We start from the raw sequence: 17,167 nt of genomic DNA, 5'->3' as shown, positions 1-17,167 counted from the left end.
CTATGTGGGCGGCCGCAAGACTACGGCAAGAAGGGCCCCGGCTTCTTCAAGGCCCGCTTCTGTCAGAACGCCGGCCCCGGCTCCGGCAATCGCGTCGGCGCGTCCAGGGATCTTCGCGCCGAAGGAAGAAAAGGCCCTCTATAGCTTTCTCTCGCAGCCGGAGGCGCTAAGCCTCGACGAGACGGTGCTGGCGCACCCGCAATACGCAAAGCTTGGAAACGTTCTGCTGGGTTTGAGGCACTTGAGCCACGGACGGATGGACCCGGCAGCCGAGTACCTCCGCACGGCACTCTCTCTTGGGGGCGGACTGGAATCGCATGCGTTTACCCAAAAATACCTCTCGGGCTACTGGCTGAGGCTCGGCATCGCCGGCGATGTGTCCGTGGAGTTGCCACTGTCACACGATGCGGCGACCCTCGCGCTTGCCGAAGTGCTGCAGCTTCAGGGTCAGACGCAAGCAGCAGTGAACTACGTTGAGGCCTTGGATCCAAGCTATCCGGCTCTGTTGAGCCTGGCCGACCTCTATGTCGACCTGCAGGACTGGCACGAGGTTCTTCGACTTACGAACGGCGTCGGCATTGATTCAGAATTCACCGCCATGCTGGCCATATTCCGGGCCAAGTCGCACCTGGCACTGGGTGAGCTCGTCGCTGCCAAGGAGTGCATTAAGGCCCTGACGGCGAGCAAGAAGTACGGGAGCGGCTTGCGGTTTCAGGCCTTGGCCCTTCGTTCCGAGATCAGTCTGGCTGAGGGCGCATTTGCGCGTGCAACGGCGGACCTAGAGAAGATCCTGGCGGAGGACTCCAGCGTTCCGGGCCTCCGGGAGGCGCTCACCCGCATCCAGCGTCGGCAAGAAGAAGTCGAGCAAGAGAAAGCCGATGCCGCCCGGGAGAAAACCCGGATAGCGGAACAGAAACGCGAGGAAGCCGAGCGCGCCAAGGAAGCGAAGCGCACCGAGGCAGAAAGACTGCGGGCAGAAAAGGTGGCCGCACGCGCGCTGCAGACGGCCCGCCGGGCGGAGGCGGCTCCGGTCCTGCAGGCGGCCATCATAGATCTTTCGTTCGATGAAGACGCGCCACCGGCCCCATCCCAACCGGCATCAGCCCACTCCATGGCGGGCGCACTCTCGCCCGGCTTCTACCCGGACCCACAGGGTGTGGCACCTTTGCGATACTGGGACGGTTCAGCATGGACCTCAAGAATCAGAATGAAGGCTTGAGCGCAAAAGCTGCCCGATTGAAGCACCGGGCTAGGCGGGCCGCCGTTCTTTAACGCGCCGGCGTCGCGCAGGGGGCGTAACGTGGAGTGCGTGGACTGGGTTTCCTGGTTCGACGCTCCGGACTACGAATTCGCTCGGCTGGTGCTGCAGCGAGGCATCGCAGTGCTGTACTTCGTGGCCTTCCTGTCCACCCTGAACCAGTTCCCGGCGCTGCTCGGTGAACACGGGCTGCTTCCGGTTCCCCGTTATCTGGAGGGGTTCAGCGTGTTGCGCCGTCCCACCCTCTTCCGCTGGCACTACTCGGACAGGCTGCTGCGCTGGGTGTGCGCCGCGGGACTGGCCATCTCGGCGACGCTGGTGGCCGGCCTTCCCCAGCGGGGCCCGCCATGGGTGCCGCTGATCGCGTTCCTGGCCCTGTGGCTGCTGTACATGTCGATATCGAACGTTGGCCAGACGTTCTACGGCTTCGGCTGGGAAATGCTGCTTCTGGAGGCCGGGTTCACGGTCGCGTTCCTTGGCTCAGACCAAACGGAACCGCCCCGCACGATCCTGATTTTGGTGGCCTGGCTGGTGTTCCGCCTGGAGTTCGGCGCGGGCATGATCAAGATCCGGGGCGGCCGGGAATGGCGTGACCTGACGGCCCTGTACTATCACCACGAAACCCAGCCGATGCCCGGACCCTTGAGCCGGCAGGCGCATCTGCTCCCGAAGCCCTTTCACCGGCTGGAGGTGCTCGGGAATCACTTCGCCCAGCTGGTGGTCCCGTTTTTCCTCTTCGCCCCGCAGCCGCTGGCCAGCATCGCCGCGGGCATTGTGGTCTTTACGCAGTTGTGGCTTGTGGCCAGCGGCAACTTTGCGTGGCTGAACTGGATGGCCATTGTGCTGGCATTCGCCGCTGTCAGCGACTCGGTGGCCCATGCCGTGCTCCCGTTCCTGCCCCTGGACTGGGACCCCGAGGCGGGCTCGCGCGGAAATCCGCCCTACTGGCTCGCAATTTTCCTCGCCGCGACCTTGCTGTTGGTGGTCCTGAGTTATTGGCCGCTACGGAACCTCATCTCCAAGGGTCAGCTCATGAACGCCAGCTTCAACCGCTGGCAGCTGGTCAACACCTACGGTGCGTTCGGGACAGTGACCAAGCAGCGCATCGAGATCGTCGTTGAAGGCACACTGGACGCGGAACCGGACGACGCTGCGGACTGGCGCGAGTACGGGTTCAAAGGCAAGCCGGGCGACGTCCGCCGACTGCCGCGGCAGTGGGCGCCCTACCACCTGCGGCTGGACTGGCTGATGTGGTTCCTTCCGCTGCGCACAGTCCACGAGGAATGGTTCTACGCCTTCCTGGGCAAGCTCCTCGAGGCTGATTCCCGGACCCTGCGGCTGCTTCGTGAGGACCCGTTCGACGGCGAACCGCCGCATTGGGTGCGCGTCAACAGTTACCTGTACCGTTTCGCTACCCGGTCTGAGTTCCGGGGTAGCGGGGAGCGGTGGGTGCGGACACTGCTGTATGAGGCCATTCCGCCGCTGTCGCTGCGCGGTTCCCAAAGGCGGCGGCGCTAATCAGGGACGGCAATGTTCAGGACGGCAGGTTTGAGGACGGACGGTTCAGGACGGCAGGTTTCAGGCCGGACGGTTTCAGGAGCCAGTGACCCGTGCCTGCGCTCCGGCCCGGCGGAGAGTTGCTTCGGCGTGCTTGAGGATGGGGCCGTCGATCATGTTCCCTTTGTGCTTAAAGACGCCTGACCCGGCCGCGGCGGCGGCCCGCAGCAGTTCCTGGGCGGCTGCCACGTCGGCTTCGGACGGGGCGTAGGCGCTACGGACCACGTTGGCCTGGGTGGGGTGGATGCACGCCTTGGAGCTGAACCCGGACGCCACGGCATCGGCGGCTTCGACCGCGAGTCCGTCAAGGTCGGGGATGTTGACGTAGACGGCGTCCACGGCTTCCTTTCCGAAGGCGCGGGCGGCGAGCAGCACGGTGGATCTGGCCTGCAGCGCCACGGCGCGGTAGCCGCCGTCGTCCGTTCTGCTGGAGGTCCCGCCCAACGACGCGAGGAGGTCCTCGGCGCCCCACATGAGGGCCACCACGTTGGGCGCCGCTGCGATGGCAGGCGCGTTGAGGATTCCGGCGGCGGTCTCGCACAGGGCAATGACGTGGAAGTCCGCCAGTGCTTCGAGCTGGGCCGCGTTCTCGGCCTTGGCCAGCATCACCGTCCGGTAGGGTGTGTGCGCCAGGCAGTGCAGGTCCCGCCCGAACTCCTCGGTGCCGGCCGGATTGATTCTGACGATGGTCCGGCTGGGGTCCAGCTCGGGCCCGTCGCCGGCTGCTCCGAGCTGGGCAAGTATGGCGCCGCGGGCCCGCTGCTTGTCCGCGGGGGCCACGGCATCCTCCAGGTCCAGGATGACGGCGTCCGCGCGCTCGGAGGCCTTTTGGTAACGCTCCGGGCGGTCCGCGGGGCAGAACAGGAGGGCGGGTCCCATTACAAATGTCATAGGGATATTGTCCCCTTTTCGCTGCCCTGTTGACTCCCCTGTCCGCTGCCTTGGCCACTCCCCTGTTGGCTCCCCCGGTTGGGATCTGCCGGCTGGCCGCTGTGAGCCTCGCGGGTCCACATCAGGCAGCTCCGGGTGGCCAGGGCCACCACCCTGCCGTCCTGGTTCCTGCCGGTGTGCTGCATGGTCACAATTCCTTGGCCGGGCCGTGATTTCGAGAGCCGCTTCTGCGTAATGACGGTCTCTGTATAGAGCGTGTCCCCGTGGTAGAGCGGGTGCGGAAAGGACACATCTGTCAGGCCCAACTGGGCGATAATGGTGCCCTGGGTCAGCTGCGACACGGACTGCCCCACCAGCGTGGATAGCGTGAACATGGAGTTGACCAGCCGCTGGCCGAAGGGCTGGGCTGCGCTCCAGGCGGCGTCCAGGTGCAGTGCCTGGGTGTTCATGGTGAGGGTGGTGAACAGGACGTTATCCGTCTCCGTCACGGTGCGTCCGGGCCGGTGCGCGTACACAACGTCCTGCTCGAGCTCGTCGAAGTACAGGCCCCGCTGTTCGACCACTCTGGTGCGGCCACTTGCGCCAGCGCCCCCGGCGGTTGCGCCTGTTCCCTCGGTGGTTGCCCCGTCCGTCATACGGTGAGCTCCTGGTCCTCTTCGAAGAGCTCGGCGCCCGTGGCCGCCGCGACCTCCTCGACGGACACGTTGGGTGCCAGTTCACGCAGCACCAGCCGGGACCGTCCGCCCTCGGTGACAATATCGATCACGGCGAGGTCTGTGATGATCCGGTCCACGCAGGCCTTGCCCGTCAGCGGCAGGGTGCAGTTCTCCACGATCTTGGGGCGGCCGTTGCGGTCAACGTGTTCCATCATCACGATCACCTTTTTGGCGCCGAACACGAGGTCCATGGCCCCGCCCATACCCTTGACCATCTTGCCGGGGATCATCCAGTTGGCCAGGTCCCCGTTCTGTGCCACCTCCATGGCGCCCAGCACGGCCACGTCAACGTGGCCGCCTCGGATCATGCCAAATGAGGAGGCCGAATCGAAGAATGCGGCTCCTTTGTTGACGGTGACAGTTTCCTTGCCGGCGTTGATCAGGTCCGGATCCACGGCGTCCTCGGCCGGGTAGGGTCCGACGCCCAAAATGCCGTTCTCCGAGTGCAGCACCACTTCAATCCCGGCCGGGATGTAGTTGGGGATCAGCGTGGGCATGCCGATGCCCAGGTTGACGTACTGGCCGTTGCTGAGCTCACGTGCAACCCGGGCGGCAAGCTCGTTGCGGGTCCATCCTTTGGTGTCCGGGTTGGTGCCATCGGCGTGCCCGACGGCGGCACGCCGGTATTCGGGCCGGACGGCTTCCGGGCGGGGAGGCGCTCCCTGCGGGCTGGTGGACTCCATGGCTACGCTCCTGCCTGTTGGGTTGCTGGCGACGCGCCGGTTTCAGCGCCGCCCACCGCGTCCGGGGTCGCAGCCAGGGACACGGTCCGCTTTTCAATCCGCTTTTCGCCGTCGGGGACCAGCACCACGCGCTGGACGAAGATGCCTGGGACGTGGACATGCTCCGGATCCAGTTCGCCCGGTTCCACCAGCTCCTCCACTTCGGCGATGGTGATCCTGCCTGCCGTGGCGCAGAGCGGGTTGAAGTTCATGGCCGTGGCGTGGAAGACCAGGTTGCCGTGGCGGTCACCCTTCCACGCGTGCACCAGGCCGTAATCGGGCGTGAGTGACTCCTCAAGGACGTAGTCAACCCCGTTGAAAGTCCGCACCTCCTTAGGTGCGGAGGCGATCGCAACCCCGCCGTCGGCGTCGTACTTCTGCGGGAGCCCGCCCTCGGACACCTGCGTGCCCACCCCCGCTTTGGTGTAAAAGGCCGGGATCCCGGCTCCGCCCGCGCGGAGTTTCTCTGCGAGGGTGCCCTGCGGAGTTAGCTCGACTTCCAGCTCACCGGCCAGGTACTGGCGGGCGAACTCCTTGTTTTCGCCGACGTAGGAGCTGGTTGTCCGCCGGATGCGGCCGTCGTGGAGCAGGACGCCAAGCCCCCAGTCGTCCACGCCGCAGTTGTTGCTCACCGTCTCCAGGTCTTTGGTTCCACGCCGGTGCAGGGCATCAATCAGGGCCACGGGGATTCCGCACAGGCCGAACCCGCCGACTGCGAGCGACGCGCCGTCCGGGATGTCAGCTACGGCTTCCTCGGCGCTGGCAACAACCTTGTTGATCATCGTTGGTCCTTTCAAGGGTCTCGACAGGCTCGACCACCGGGTGGCGTTCCCGAACCAGCTGGCTTGCTACAGTCCGAGTTCGCGGGCTATCAGCATCAGCTGGACCTCCGTGGTGCCTTCCCCCACCTCCAGGATTTTGGAGTCGCGGTAGTGGCGTGCCACGGTGAATTCGTTGATGAAACCATAGCCGCCGAACACCTGGGTGGCGTCCCGCGCGTTGTCCATGGCTGCCTCACCTGCGACCATCTTAGCGATGGCTGCCTGCGACTTGAACGGCTTGCCCGCCAGCATTCTGGCTGCGGCATCGTAGTACGCCAGGCGGGCGGTGTGCGCACGCGCCTGCATGCGGGCGATCTTGAACGCGATGGCCTGGTGCTTGCCGATGTTCTGCCCGAAGGCGCTGCGTTCCTTCGCGTATTTCACGGACAGGTCCACGCAGCCCTGCGCTGCCCCCGTCCCCAACGCGGCGATGGCGATCCGGCCCTCGTCCAGGATGGACAGGAAGTTTGCGTAACCGCGCCCTTCCTCGCCCAGCAGGTTTTCCTCCGGCACGCGGACGTCCTTCAACGTCAGCGGATGCGTGTCCGAGGCGTTCCAGCCCACCTTGTTATAGGCCTTTTCCGCTTTGAACCCCGGGGTGTCGGTGGGCACCAGGATGGTGGAGATCTCCTTCTTGATGCTGCCGTCCGCGCGCTCTGACTGGCCGGTGACGGCGGTGACGGTGACCAGACGGGTGATGTCTGTGCCGGAGTTGGTGATGAACTCCTTGTTGCCGTTGATGACCCACTGCCCGCCGTCACGTTTGGCGTGGGTTTTGGTGCCACCGGCGTCCGAACCGGCTTCCGGCTCCGTGAGGCCGAAGCCTGCGAGCGCCTGGCCCGAGGCCAGCATCGGCAGCCACTCCTCTTTCTGCGCCTCGGTGCCGAACCGGTAGACGGGCATGGCGCCCAGCGAGACGCCGGCCTCCAGCGTGATGGCCACGGACTGGTCCACCCGGCCCAACTGTTCGAGGGCGAGCGCGAGCGCAAAGTAGTCACCGCCCATCCCGCCGTGTTCCTCCGGGAACGGCAGCCCGAAGAGGCCCATGTCTGCCATCTGCTTCACGATTTCATAGGGGAAGCTGTGTTCCTCATCGTGCTTGGCGGACACCGGTGCCACGACGTTATCCGCGAAGTCGCGGACGGTGTCGCTGAGGTCCTGGTATTCCCCGCTGAGTTCAAAATCCGGCATGGTTAGGCTCCCTCGCCTGTGGTGGTCGGTTCGTTGATTGCGTTCATGGCTGGATCCCCGAACGCGTCGTTGGAAAGTGCATCGTTGGAAAGTGCATCGTTGGTCGATGCGTGGATGGTGGCCAGTATCTGGTCTGCCTTCACCAGATCGCCCGCTTTGACGCTGGTGTGCACCGTGCCGGCCACCTCCGCCACCAGTTGGTGCTCCATCTTCATGGCTTCCACGGAGAGGAGGACCTGGCCGGCCTCCACGGTGTCACCGTTGCTGACGGCAACGGATACCACCGTTCCGGGCATGGGCGAGCGGACTTCCGGGTCGGCAATACCTTCCTCGCGCTCGATGGCGGCGAGTACCCGGGCAAGCCGTGACTCCCGGTTCAGTACTTCCAGCCGGCAGGACCACCCGCCGTTGCCCACATACACGGTTTGCGGATTGCCCTGGGGCGGGTAGTCGTCCCGGAAACTGCCTAGCGCGAACCGCAGTTCCGGACCGTCGATTTCCAGGTAGATGTTGTTACTGGACAGGCCGATCACAATGACCTTGTGGGCAGGACCGTCATTGACGCTGACAAGCGCGTGGCCCAGATCGAGGTTGCTCAGCCATGTGACGGCCACGGTGGCAATCCCGCCGCCGGGAACGCCGAAGCTCATCCGCCAGGACGCCGGTGCGCCGAGGCGCCATCCCTGCGTGGTGTCCCAAGGGGATCCCACGGTCAAGGGCCCTTTAGCCAGGACCCAGAACTGCAGGGCTGCGGCCATCAGCTCGGCGTCTCCGATGCGGCGGAACGCAAAGTCCGGCATCTTCCGCTCGATCAGGCCCGTGTCGAGCCGGCCGGCGCGGACGTCGGCGTCGTTGATCAGCAGGCGCAGGTATTCGACGTTGGTGTCGATGCCCAGCACCGTGTAGCGCGAGAGTGCGGTGTCCAGCTTGTCCAGCGCCGCAGTACGGTCCCGGCCCCAGGCAATCACCTTGGACACCATGGGGTCGTAGTCGCTGGAAATTTCGAGACCCTCAACCAGCGAGGAATCAATGCGGATTTCCGGATCAGCGGACGCAGGGGTGAAGGAACCAAGGTCGTCCATGGCAGTGAAGATTGCGCCCCGCTCGTCCAGCAGCACAACTTCGCCCGCCGACGGCAGGAAGTTCCGTTCCGGGATTTCCGCGTAGACGCGGGCTTCAACGGCGTGCCCGTTAAGTTCGACGTCGGCCTGGCGGACGGTGAGTTCCTCGCCGGCGGCGATCCGCACCTGCCACTCAACGAGGTCAATGCCCGTCACCATTTCGGTGACGGGGTGCTCCACCTGGAGCCGGGTGTTCATTTCCATAAAGAAGAACTCGTCCGGTGCCTCGTCGGACACGAGGAACTCCACGGTGCCGGCACCGCTGTAGTGGACGCTGCGTGCCGCCTGGCAGGCAGCCTCGCCGATCCTGGCACGGGTGGCGCCGCCGTCGTTAAGCCCGTCCAGCAGCGGCGACGGGGCTTCCTCGATGACTTTCTGGTGGCGGCGTTGCAGCGAGCACTCGCGCTCCCCCAGGTGAATCACGTTGCCGTGGTTGTCGGCGAGGACCTGGACCTCGATGTGCCGCGGCGTGCGCACCAGCCGCTCCAGGAAGAGGGTGTCGTCACCGAAGGCGCTGGCGGCAACCCGGCGGGCAGTGGCCAGCGTGGACCCGAGCTCCTCGGGCCGTTCCACGATGTGCATGCCCTTCCCGCCGCCGCCTGCGGAGGGTTTGATCAGTAACGGGAAGCCGACGGCGGCCGCCGATTCCATCAGTTGCGCGTCCGTCATCCCCGGCTCGGCAACGCCCGGCACCACGGGAACGCCGTAGCCCGCCACGTGGTTCTTGGACCGGATCTTGTCGCCCATCACATTCAGGGATTCGACGCCCGGTCCGATGAAGGTGATGCCGGCCTTTTCCAGGGCGCGGGCAAAGTCGACGTTCTCGCTCAGGAACCCGTAGCCCGGGTGGACGGCCTCGGCGCCGGTGTCGCGGCAGGCCCGGATGATGGCCTCGATTTTCAGGTAACTCTCCGCGGCGGAGGCCGGGCCGATCCGCACGGCAGCGTCGGCGTCGCGCACGTGGCGGGCTCCGGCGTCGGCATCGCTGTAGACGGCCACGGAACGGATGCCCAGGGCGCGCAGCGTGCGGATCACGCGGCAGGCGATTTCGCCGCGATTGGCCACGAGGACTGTGCCGAAGAGGGGCTGTTCGGGTGTGGGGGTGCTGGCTGGTGCGGGAGATGTCCGTGAAGGCATAGTCACAGCGGGCTCACATCCGGAAGAGGCCGAAGGAGGTCTCCGGCAGGGGGGTGCGGGAGACGACGTCGAGCGCCAGTCCCAGGACGGTGCGGGTTTCGGCAGGGTCGATCACACCGTCGTCCCAGAGGCGGGCGGTGGAGTAGTACGGGCTGCCCTGGTCCTCGTACTGCTGCTTGATCGGGGCCTTGAAAGCGTCCTCGTCCGCGGCTGACCAGTCCTCACCCCGGGCCTCGTACTGGTCGCGTTTGACGGTGGCGAGGACGCTCGAGGCCTGGTTCCCGCCCATGACCGAGATCCTGCTGGCCGGCCACATCCAGAGGAAACGCGGCGAGTAAGCCCGGCCGCACATGGAGTAATTGCCTGCCCCGAAGGACCCGCCGATCACCACGGTCAGCTTGGGCACGCGGGCCGTGGCCACCGCGGTGACCATCTTGGCGCCGTTCTTGGCGATGCCGCCCTGCTCGGAAGCCTTGCCCACCATGAATCCGGAGATGTTCTGCAGGAAAACCAGCGGGATGCCGCGTTGGTCGCACAGTTCGATGAAGTGCGCTCCCTTCAGCGACGACTCGCTGAACAGGACGCCGTTGTTGGCCACGATCCCCACCGGGTGTCCGTGCAGCCTGGCGAAGCCGGTGACCAGAGTGGTGCCGTACTCCTTCTTGAACTCGTGGAATTTGCTGCCGTCCACCAGCCTGCCAATCACCTCGCGGACGTCATACTGCGCGTTAACGTCCGTGGGCACCGCACCGTAGAGCTCGGCTGGGTCCGCTACAGGCTCGACGACGGCGTCCACCTCCCATGCGGGGGCTGCCGGCCTGGGGAGCGTGGCCACGATGTCGCGGATGATCTGCAGGGCGTGTTCGTCGTTCTCGGCCAGATGGTCCGTGACACCCGAGATTTTCGAATGGACGTCGCCGCCGCCGAGCTCCTCAGCGGTGACGATTTCGCCGATCGCGGCCTTCACCAGCGGAGGACCGCCCAGGAAGATGGTGCCCTGGTTCCGGACAATGACCGTCTCGTCGCTCATGGCCGGAACGTACGCGCCGCCGGCCGTGCAGGAGCCCATGACCGAGGCGATCTGCGGAATCTTCGCCGCGGAGAGCCTGGCCTGGTTATAAAAGATCCGGCCAAAATGCTCCTTGTCGGGGAACACCTCGTCCTGCTTGGGCAGGAACGCTCCCCCCGAGTCCACGAGGTAGACGCACGGCAGCCTGTTCTCCAGGGCGATTTCCTGGGCCCGGAGGTGCTTCTTGACCGTCATCGGGTAATAGGTGCCGCCCTTGACGGTGGCGTCATTGGAGATCACCAGCACCTGCCGGCCGTGCACCAGCCCGATGCCGGCGATAACCCCGGCACCCGGCGACTCATCGTTGTACATGCCGTTGGCAGCCAGCGGTGCGATTTCCAGGAACGGGCTGCCGTCATCCAGCAACCGGTCGATGCGTTCGCGCGGCAGGAGCTTCCCGCGGGCCACATGGCGCTCGCGCGATTTCTCCGGCCCGCCCAGGGCAGCCCCGGCCAGCCTGGCCCGCAGTTCACTGGCGAGGCTCAGCTGCGCTGTCCTGTTGGCCGCAAACGCGTCACTTGCGGCGTCAAGCCGGCTGATGAGGGTCTCCATCGACGCGGTCCGATCCTGTTCTGTGAGAGCTGCTGCCGCAAGTCCCCCTGCGGAGCCGCGAACACTACTCGGTTAGTGTTGTGTAACTGAGATTTAGGTTAGTCTTTATTAACTGTGATGTCCAACACATGGACGCGTTGCTAAAATTTGCGGGTCCGAGGAGGAATCGTGTCCATCACCCCACCTGCGCAACCGGTCCCCGGCGCCCAGCCGGTTCCCGGGACCCAGCGCAGCCAGGCCAAGGAGATCCGACGCCAGGCACTGCTGACTGCCGCAGCATCGCTCTTCGCGGTGAACGGGTTCAACCGCGTGTCGCTGGAGGATCTCGGTGCGGCGGCGGGCGTCAGTGGCCCGGCCGTGTATCGCCATTTCCCGGGCAAGCAGGCGGTATTGGGCGACCTGCTGCTGACGGTCAGCCGGGACCTCCTGGCAGGTGGCCGGCGCGTGGCCGCCGAAACCAGTGATCCGCTCGCGGCGCTCCGTCGGCTTGTGGGGTTCCAGGTCGATTTTGCCCTGGGCAAGCCGGACGTCATCCGCGTCCAGGACAGGGACTTCAGCAACCTCACCCTCGCGGACCAGTCGGAGGTCCGGGCGCTGCAGCGAAGCTATGTGGAACTGTGGGTGGATGTCCTGGCCCGGCTGCACCCCACCGTTGACGCGGCCGAACTGCGGATGCGGGCGCACGCCACCTTCGGCCTGATCAACTCCACGCCCCACTCGGTGCGCAGCCACGGCCGCAAGATCGCGCCCAGGACTGCCCGCCCGTTGCTGGAAAGCATGGCGCTGGCGGCCCTGACGGTGGACGGCCCGGCAGCCTGACAATGCCTGTGGTTCCACCCGGCAACTCGGGGTCACTTCCTGCCCATAAAGTCGGATTATCGGGCGGAAAGTGACCTCGCGTTGCTGTAGACCTGCCGCTTAGACCATCGTGAGCACCATGCCGGGGTCGGCGAGGATGGCGCCGACGTCGGCAAGGAACCGTGAGCCCTGCTCCCCGTCCACCAGGCGGTGGTCGAACGAGAGGCTCAGGGTCATGACCTGGCGAAGAGCCACTTCGTCCTGGAATGCCCACGGCATCTTCCGGACCGCGCCGACGGCCAGGATGGCTGCCTCGCCCGGGTTCAGGATGGGCGTGCCGGCGTCGATCCCGAAGACCCCGATGTTGGTGATGGAGATGGTCCCGTCAGCCAGCTCAGCCGGAGCGGTCTTGCCTGCCCGGGCTGTTTCGGTCAGCGCAGTCAGCGCTTCCGAGAGTTCCAGCAGCGACATGGCTTCGGCGTCCTTGATGTTCGGAACGGTGAGCCCGCGGGGCGTCGCTGCGGCAATGCCGAGGTTCACGTAATTGAACTGCACAATCTCCTGGTTGGCCTCGTCCCACCTCGAGTTCAGCGACGGGTTCCGCCGGAGCGCGACCAGCACTGCCTTGGCCACAAGGGTCAGCGGAGTCAGCCTGTGGTCCGCAAAAGCCCGGCTTGTTTTCAGCTTGGCGAGCAGATCCATGGTGGGGGTGACATCCACCGTGAGGAACTCCGTGGCATGCGGGGCGGTGAACGCGCTTGCCACCATCGCGGCCGCAGTGAACTTCCGGACGCCCTTGATGGGAGTGCGGACTTCCCTGCCGCCCTGGGCAGCGGTCCGACCGGCCGGGGCAGCGGCGTCGGATACGGCGGACAGATGGCGTGCCGCCACCGGAACGTCTCCGCCGCCAACGTGATTGCGGACATCCTCCCGGGTGATCAGGCCATGGACTCCCGTGCCGGGGACTGCTGCCAACTCGACGCCGAGGTCCTTGGCCAGCTTCCGTACCGGCGGTGTTGAGCGCGGCCGCTCGAAGGAATGGGTCTCAGCGGCCTTGGTTTCGGCCGGCTCAACCGCAGGGGTGGCGGCAGGCTGGGTTCCGACGGACTTAACCGCGGGAGTACCAAAGTTGCGCTGCCGCCGCGCCGGACGGCCGGAACTTTCGACGACGGCGCCGTACCCTACCAGGTTGGGTTGCCGCTTGGGGGTTTCCGCCTCAGCCGGAGCAGCCCCGGCAGGTGACGCGCCGGCGTCGTCCGGCACCTCAAACGAGACGATCGGCTTACCGACCTCCACCACCGTGCCGGGCTGTTCGTGAAGCGCAGCGATCACGCCGGCGAAAGGAGACGGCAACTCCACCACAGCCTTGGCCGTTTCAACCTCGGCAATCACCTGGTTCAGGCTCACAGTGTCCCCCACCGCGACTTTCCAGCTGACGATTTCGGATTCCGTGAGGCCTTCACCAAGGTCCGGGAGCCTGAATTCCTTGATCATGGTGGCGCTCATCCTTCCAGCCCGCTGAGTGAGTTGGGCCGCCCCAGTGCACGGTCCACGCCGTCGAGGATCCTGTCCAGCCCGGGCAGGTGATGCATCTCCACCTTGGAATAGGGGTAGGGAACATCGAACCCGGTGACGCGGACGGGGGCCGCTTCAAGGTGGTAGAAGCACCGTTCGGTGATGCTGGCAGCAACCTCCGCGCCAACGCCCCCTGACTGGCCGGCCTCGTGCGTTATCACCAGCCGGCCCGTCTTCCGCACGGACGCTTCCACGGTGGCGTAATCCACCGGCGCCAGCGAGCGCAGGTCGATGACCTCGATGGAGATCCCTTCGTCGGCGGCAGCGGTGGCGGCATCCCGGGCAGTCTTGACCAGCGGTCCGTAGGCGACGAGGGTCACATCGGTGCCTTCGGTAAGCACACGGGCAGTGTCCATCGGCAGTGCGTTCGATAGGTCCAGGCCCTCGTCCACTTCGCCTTTATCGTGGTAACGGCGTTTGGGTTCGAAGAACAGGACCGGGTCATCAGAACGAATGGCCTGCTGGATCACTGTGTAGGCATCCTGCGGATTGGAGACTGTCACCACCCTCAGCCCGGAGGTGTGGGTGAAGTACGCCTCGGGCGACTCGGAGTGGTGTTCGGGCGAACCGATGCCGCCGCCGAAGGGGACGCGGATGGTGATGGGCATCTTCACCGTACCCAGGGTGCGGTAGTGCATCTTGGCCACCTGGCTGACGATCTGGTCGAAGGCAGGATAGATGAATCCGTCGAACTGGATTTCCACTACGGGCCGGTAGCCGCGGTAGGCGAGGCCGACGGCGGTGCCGATGATGGCGGATTCAGCCAGCGGTGTGTCCACCACGCGGTGTGTGCCGAAGTCCTTCTGCAGACCGTCCGTCACGCGGAACACACCGCCGAGGGTGCCAATATCCTCGCCCAGGAGGACGACCTTGGGATCATTTTCGAGTGATTTGCGCAGGCCGGAATTGATGGCACGGGCAAAGGTCATCTGGGTCATCAGCGTGCACCTTCCTGGGACGTGGCTTCTGCGGGGTCGCCGAAAGAAGCAAGGTAACGGGCATAGTGATCCTGCTGCCGGTCAAGCCATGAGTTGGGTGAGCTGTACACGTGCTTGAAGACATCCAGTGGCTCAGGCTCGGGCATTCCGATGCAGCCGGCACGCAGTTCGCGGGCCACTTCATCCGCTTTGTCCCTGACGTGCTGCTGGAACTGGTCCGTGAACAGGCCCTTCCGGTCCAGGAGGGTCTTGATCCGCTCGATGGGGTCCTTCGCGGCCCAGTCTTCGAGTTCATTGGCGTCGCGGTAGCGGGTGGGATCGTCAGCAGTGGTGTGCGGCCCCATGCGGTAGGTGACGGCTTCGATGAACGTGGGTCCGCCGCCGTGCCGGGCACGGTCCAGGGCCACGCGCGTGGCTGCCATCACGGCCAGGACGTCGTTGCCGTCCACCCGGAGGCTCGGAATTCCGAATCCGGCAGCCCTGTCCGCGAGCTGCACGTGGGACTGCAGCCGCACCGGTTCCGAGATGGCCCAGTGGTTGTTGGAGCAGAAGAAGACCACCGGCACCTGGAAGCTTGCGGCAAAGACCATGGCCTCGTTGACGTCGCCTTCACTCGTGGCACCGTCGCCGAAGTAGGTTACCGCCACTGAGTCGGCGCCGTCGTTCTGGATGCCCATGGCATACCCGGTGGCATGCAGGGTCTGTGCACCGATGATGATCTGGGGGGTGGCCATGTTCACGGTGTACGGGTCCCAGCCGGAGGCGGCGTTTCCGCGCCAGACCCGCAAAATGTCCGTCAGGCCCACGCCGCGACAGTAGGCCACACCGTTTTCCCGGTAGCTGGAGAAGACAAAGTCATCGCTGCGGAGTGCCCGGGCCGACCCGGTCTGCGCAGCTTCCTGGCCCAGCAACGGCGGCCAAAGACCGAGTTCCCCCTGGCGCTGGAGCGCGGTCGCCTCGACGTCGATGCGCCGGACGACCGTCAGGTCTTCAAAGAGGGAGCACAGCTGCTCGTCCCCGATGTCTTTGACCCAGGGGTCGAATTCCGGATGGCTGATCCGCTCCCCTTCCGGGGTGATCAGTTGGATCAGGTTCCTGCCGGATCCACTGTGGCTTCCTGCACTGCCGGCGGGAGTCCCCGCCGTTCCGCCCTGGCCCGTTTCGTCTGTAGACACGATGGCACGCAACCTTCTCACGTCGTTTGACCGGAGCTTGGAGACTTGTGGTCCCGCCGGCCGCCAGCCGCCCGGGCGCCGTTGCCCCGGATAATTGTGACCCTACTCACAATGTTCAATGGGTACAACTACCGCCGCGGATACTGAGCAGTATGCCCTGTCTGGGGTGGCTTTACCGTGCTAACGTTGCGCATTATGCACACTCTGGATGGCACCGACACCCGGCTGCTCTCAGCCTTGGCCGGCGACCCCCGGCGCACGGTGGTGGCACTTGCCCAGAAGCTGGGACTGTCCCGGAACACTGTCCAGGCGCGCATGGCCCAGCTGGAGAAGAAACACGTCTTCCTGTCCTTCGAGCGCCGGATCAACCCGGCATCGCTGGGGTACCCGCTGATGGCCTTCATCTCGGTCCACGTCCAGCAGCAGAAGCTGGGACAGTTGGCCCATGACCTTGCCGGCATACCGGAGATACTCGAAGGGTATGGCCTGACGGGCTCCGCCGATCTCCTGCTTCGTGTGGTGGCCTTGGACGCCGAAGACCTCTTCCGGATCAACGGAAAGATCCTGGCGTGCGACGGAGTGGACCGGACCGATACTGCGCTGGCGATGGGCGAACTCATTCCCTTCCGCATCCAGCCACTCCTGGACCGGGGATCCGGCCAGGATAGCTAGGGCGCCGAAAACCTGACCCAAAATTGTGTTTCCGCGGTACTTTGGCCGACGCCCACCCCGTGGACGGGGCTATAGGCTGGTCCCAGGTAGATCCGCGGGTACCGCCCAGCGGCCCCCAGCAAAAAGGCAGTGCCACCGCGTTGCCGGAAAGGCTCCATGTGAGCAACCCTCAGGAACCGCACCAGCCTGTCCAGCCGGCGCCCTGGCCCCGGCAGCCGCAGCAACAGCCAGTGGCGGGTCAGCCTGAGACCCCGGGACAGGACGGCACCCCTGGTCAATATCCTGCGCCGGGACAGTACGCTGGGGCCGGACGGTATGCGGCCCCCGGGCAATACGGCGGCACGGGTCAATACGGCGCTCCCGCACAGTACGGCGCTCCCGCACAACCCCTGGCCGACGGGCCGTTCGGGCTCCCCGATAAGCAGCCCCCGGCCGACGGGCCGTTCGGGCTCCCCGGTGAGCAGCCCCCCGCGCGGGGCCGCCGGCGGCTGTGGACCATCCTGGGTGTGGCGGGCGGCGTCCTGCTGCTGGTCATCCTCGGCGTGGTGATCCTGGCAAATGTTGTTGCCGGACCCACCAACCAAGCCAGGAGCCTCGCGGACAACTTCACGAAACTCGTGATTGCCGGCGACACGTCCAGGGCCTACGACGACTACCTTGACCCTGCCCTCCAGGAGCAGGTATCCAAGGAAGCGTTCATTGCCGGCATCAAGACGCTGGAGATGGACAACTCCTGCAAGCCCACGTACAACGAGGTCAAGGCCAGCACGGACAACGGCGCCAAGGCAGCCGACGTGGCGGGCCTCATCGCGTGCAATGACGGCAAGAACATCGACCTCGTCTACCGCTTCGAGGGCACCGACGAACTCAAGATGATCAACATCAAGATCAAGCCCAAGGCATAGGGCCCAAGGCATACTCAAGGCACAGGAAAGGCCCGCGGCCCCCGAAGGGGCTGCGGGCCTTGCCAAGCG

15 protein-coding genes are annotated in these 17,167 nt (G+C 65.5%); 5 read left to right on the top strand and 10 right to left on the bottom strand.

Annotated features, from left to right (window positions below):
* Window positions 1-4 precede the first annotated feature (4 nt).
* Entirely contained in the window at window positions 5-1,219 is a 1,215-nt protein-coding gene (locus IAQ70_RS23160; protein WP_190988638.1) for a DUF2510 domain-containing protein, read from the top strand.
* Between the two features lie 90 nt (window positions 1,220-1,309).
* Complete coding sequence (locus IAQ70_RS07245; RefSeq protein WP_190988637.1) at window positions 1,310-2,776, top strand: lipase maturation factor family protein; 1,467 nt, start codon at window positions 1,310-1,312, stop codon at window positions 2,774-2,776.
* Between the two features lie 75 nt (window positions 2,777-2,851).
* Here IAQ70_RS07245 and IAQ70_RS07240 read toward each other — a convergent pair whose 3' ends face one another.
* The 7 genes from IAQ70_RS07240 to IAQ70_RS07210 all read right to left on the bottom strand — a co-directional run bounded on the left by IAQ70_RS07240 (window position 2,852) and on the right by IAQ70_RS07210 (window position 11,035).
* Window positions 2,852-3,706: an HpcH/HpaI aldolase/citrate lyase family protein gene (locus tag IAQ70_RS07240; RefSeq protein ID WP_190988636.1), complete on the bottom strand. Its 855-nt coding sequence runs from the start codon at window positions 3,704-3,706 to the stop codon at window positions 2,852-2,854.
* Window positions 3,703-4,341, bottom strand: coding sequence for a MaoC family dehydratase (locus IAQ70_RS07235; RefSeq protein ID WP_223859311.1), 639 nt, complete (start codon window positions 4,339-4,341; stop codon window positions 3,703-3,705). Before IAQ70_RS07235 ends, IAQ70_RS07240 begins: the two co-directional genes overlap by 4 nt.
* Complete coding sequence (locus IAQ70_RS07230; RefSeq protein WP_190988635.1) at window positions 4,338-5,105, bottom strand: CoA transferase subunit B; 768 nt, start codon at window positions 5,103-5,105, stop codon at window positions 4,338-4,340. Before IAQ70_RS07230 ends, IAQ70_RS07235 begins: the two co-directional genes overlap by 4 nt.
* A gap of 2 nt (window positions 5,106-5,107) precedes the next feature.
* Window positions 5,108-5,926, bottom strand: coding sequence for a CoA transferase subunit A (locus IAQ70_RS07225; protein WP_190988634.1), 819 nt, complete (start codon window positions 5,924-5,926; stop codon window positions 5,108-5,110).
* A gap of 66 nt (window positions 5,927-5,992) precedes the next feature.
* A complete protein-coding gene (locus IAQ70_RS07220; protein ID WP_190988633.1) occupies window positions 5,993-7,156 on the bottom strand; it encodes an acyl-CoA dehydrogenase family protein in 1,164 nt (387 codons plus the stop codon).
* 2 nt (window positions 7,157-7,158) lie between these two features.
* Complete coding sequence (locus tag IAQ70_RS07215) at window positions 7,159-9,414, bottom strand: acetyl/propionyl/methylcrotonyl-CoA carboxylase subunit alpha (RefSeq protein ID WP_190988743.1); 2,256 nt, start codon at window positions 9,412-9,414, stop codon at window positions 7,159-7,161.
* A 13-nt stretch (window positions 9,415-9,427) separates the two neighbouring features.
* Entirely contained in the window at window positions 9,428-11,035 is a 1,608-nt protein-coding gene (locus IAQ70_RS07210) for a carboxyl transferase domain-containing protein (RefSeq protein ID WP_190988632.1), read from the bottom strand.
* 174 nt (window positions 11,036-11,209) lie between these two features.
* Here IAQ70_RS07210 and IAQ70_RS07205 point away from each other — a divergent pair, with 174 nt between their 5' ends.
* Window positions 11,210-11,854, top strand: coding sequence for an SACE_7040 family transcriptional regulator (locus IAQ70_RS07205; protein WP_190988742.1), 645 nt, complete (start codon window positions 11,210-11,212; stop codon window positions 11,852-11,854).
* 99 nt (window positions 11,855-11,953) lie between these two features.
* Here IAQ70_RS07205 and IAQ70_RS07200 read toward each other — a convergent pair whose 3' ends face one another.
* The 3 genes from IAQ70_RS07200 to pdhA are packed head-to-tail and all read right to left on the bottom strand — an operon-like array spanning window position 11,954 to window position 15,521.
* A complete protein-coding gene (locus IAQ70_RS07200; RefSeq protein WP_190988631.1) occupies window positions 11,954-13,327 on the bottom strand; it encodes a dihydrolipoamide acetyltransferase family protein in 1,374 nt (457 codons plus the stop codon).
* Window positions 13,328-13,335: 8 nt separating this feature from the next.
* Window positions 13,336-14,346, bottom strand: coding sequence for an alpha-ketoacid dehydrogenase subunit beta (locus IAQ70_RS07195; RefSeq protein WP_190988630.1), 1,011 nt, complete (start codon window positions 14,344-14,346; stop codon window positions 13,336-13,338).
* On the bottom strand, window positions 14,346-15,521 hold the full coding sequence (pdhA, locus tag IAQ70_RS07190) for a pyruvate dehydrogenase (acetyl-transferring) E1 component subunit alpha (protein ID WP_190988629.1): 1,176 nt from the start codon (window positions 15,519-15,521) through the stop codon (window positions 14,346-14,348). Before pdhA ends, IAQ70_RS07195 begins: the two co-directional genes overlap by 1 nt.
* 195 nt (window positions 15,522-15,716) lie before the next feature.
* Between pdhA and IAQ70_RS07185 the strand changes: the two genes are divergently transcribed.
* Both IAQ70_RS07185 and IAQ70_RS07180 read left to right on the top strand, forming a co-directional pair.
* Window positions 15,717-16,193, top strand: a complete 477-nt coding sequence (locus IAQ70_RS07185; protein ID WP_190988628.1) for an Lrp/AsnC family transcriptional regulator — start codon at window positions 15,717-15,719, stop codon at window positions 16,191-16,193.
* 158 nt (window positions 16,194-16,351) lie between these two features.
* Window positions 16,352-17,098, top strand: coding sequence for a hypothetical protein (locus IAQ70_RS07180; RefSeq protein ID WP_223859307.1), 747 nt, complete (start codon window positions 16,352-16,354; stop codon window positions 17,096-17,098).
* Window positions 17,099-17,167: the final 69 nt, after the last annotated feature.

The sequence above is a fragment of the Pseudarthrobacter sulfonivorans genome (genome assembly GCF_014712225.1).
Lineage (GTDB): Bacteria > Actinomycetota > Actinomycetes > Actinomycetales > Micrococcaceae > Arthrobacter > Arthrobacter sulfonivorans.
This window is presented reverse-complemented; position numbering and strand designations above follow the sequence as displayed.

Excerpts from the sequence above, each read along its gene's own strand:
- IAQ70_RS07210 (WP_190988632.1), bottom strand. The coding sequence starts at position 11,035 with ATGGAGACCCTCATCAGCCGGCTTGACGCCGCAAGTGACGCGTTTGCG.
- IAQ70_RS07200 (WP_190988631.1), bottom strand. The coding sequence starts at position 13,327 with ATGATCAAGGAATTCAGGCTCCCGGACCTTGGTGAAGGCCTCACGGAA.
- IAQ70_RS07220 (WP_190988633.1), bottom strand. The coding sequence starts at position 7,156 with ATGCCGGATTTTGAACTCAGCGGGGAATACCAGGACCTCAGCGACACC.
- IAQ70_RS07215 (WP_190988743.1), bottom strand. The coding sequence starts at position 9,414 with ATGCCTTCACGGACATCTCCCGCACCAGCCAGCACCCCCACACCCGAA.
- IAQ70_RS07225 (WP_190988634.1), bottom strand. The coding sequence starts at position 5,926 with ATGATCAACAAGGTTGTTGCCAGCGCCGAGGAAGCCGTAGCTGACATC.
- IAQ70_RS07235 (WP_223859311.1), bottom strand. The coding sequence starts at position 4,341 with ATGACGGACGGGGCAACCACCGAGGGAACAGGCGCAACCGCCGGGGGC.
- IAQ70_RS07240 (WP_190988636.1), bottom strand. The coding sequence starts at position 3,706 with ATGACATTTGTAATGGGACCCGCCCTCCTGTTCTGCCCCGCGGACCGC.
- IAQ70_RS07185 (WP_190988628.1), top strand. The coding sequence starts at position 15,717 with ATGCACACTCTGGATGGCACCGACACCCGGCTGCTCTCAGCCTTGGCC.
- IAQ70_RS07195 (WP_190988630.1), bottom strand. The coding sequence starts at position 14,346 with ATGACCCAGATGACCTTTGCCCGTGCCATCAATTCCGGCCTGCGCAAA.
- IAQ70_RS07230 (WP_190988635.1), bottom strand. The coding sequence starts at position 5,105 with ATGGAGTCCACCAGCCCGCAGGGAGCGCCTCCCCGCCCGGAAGCCGTC.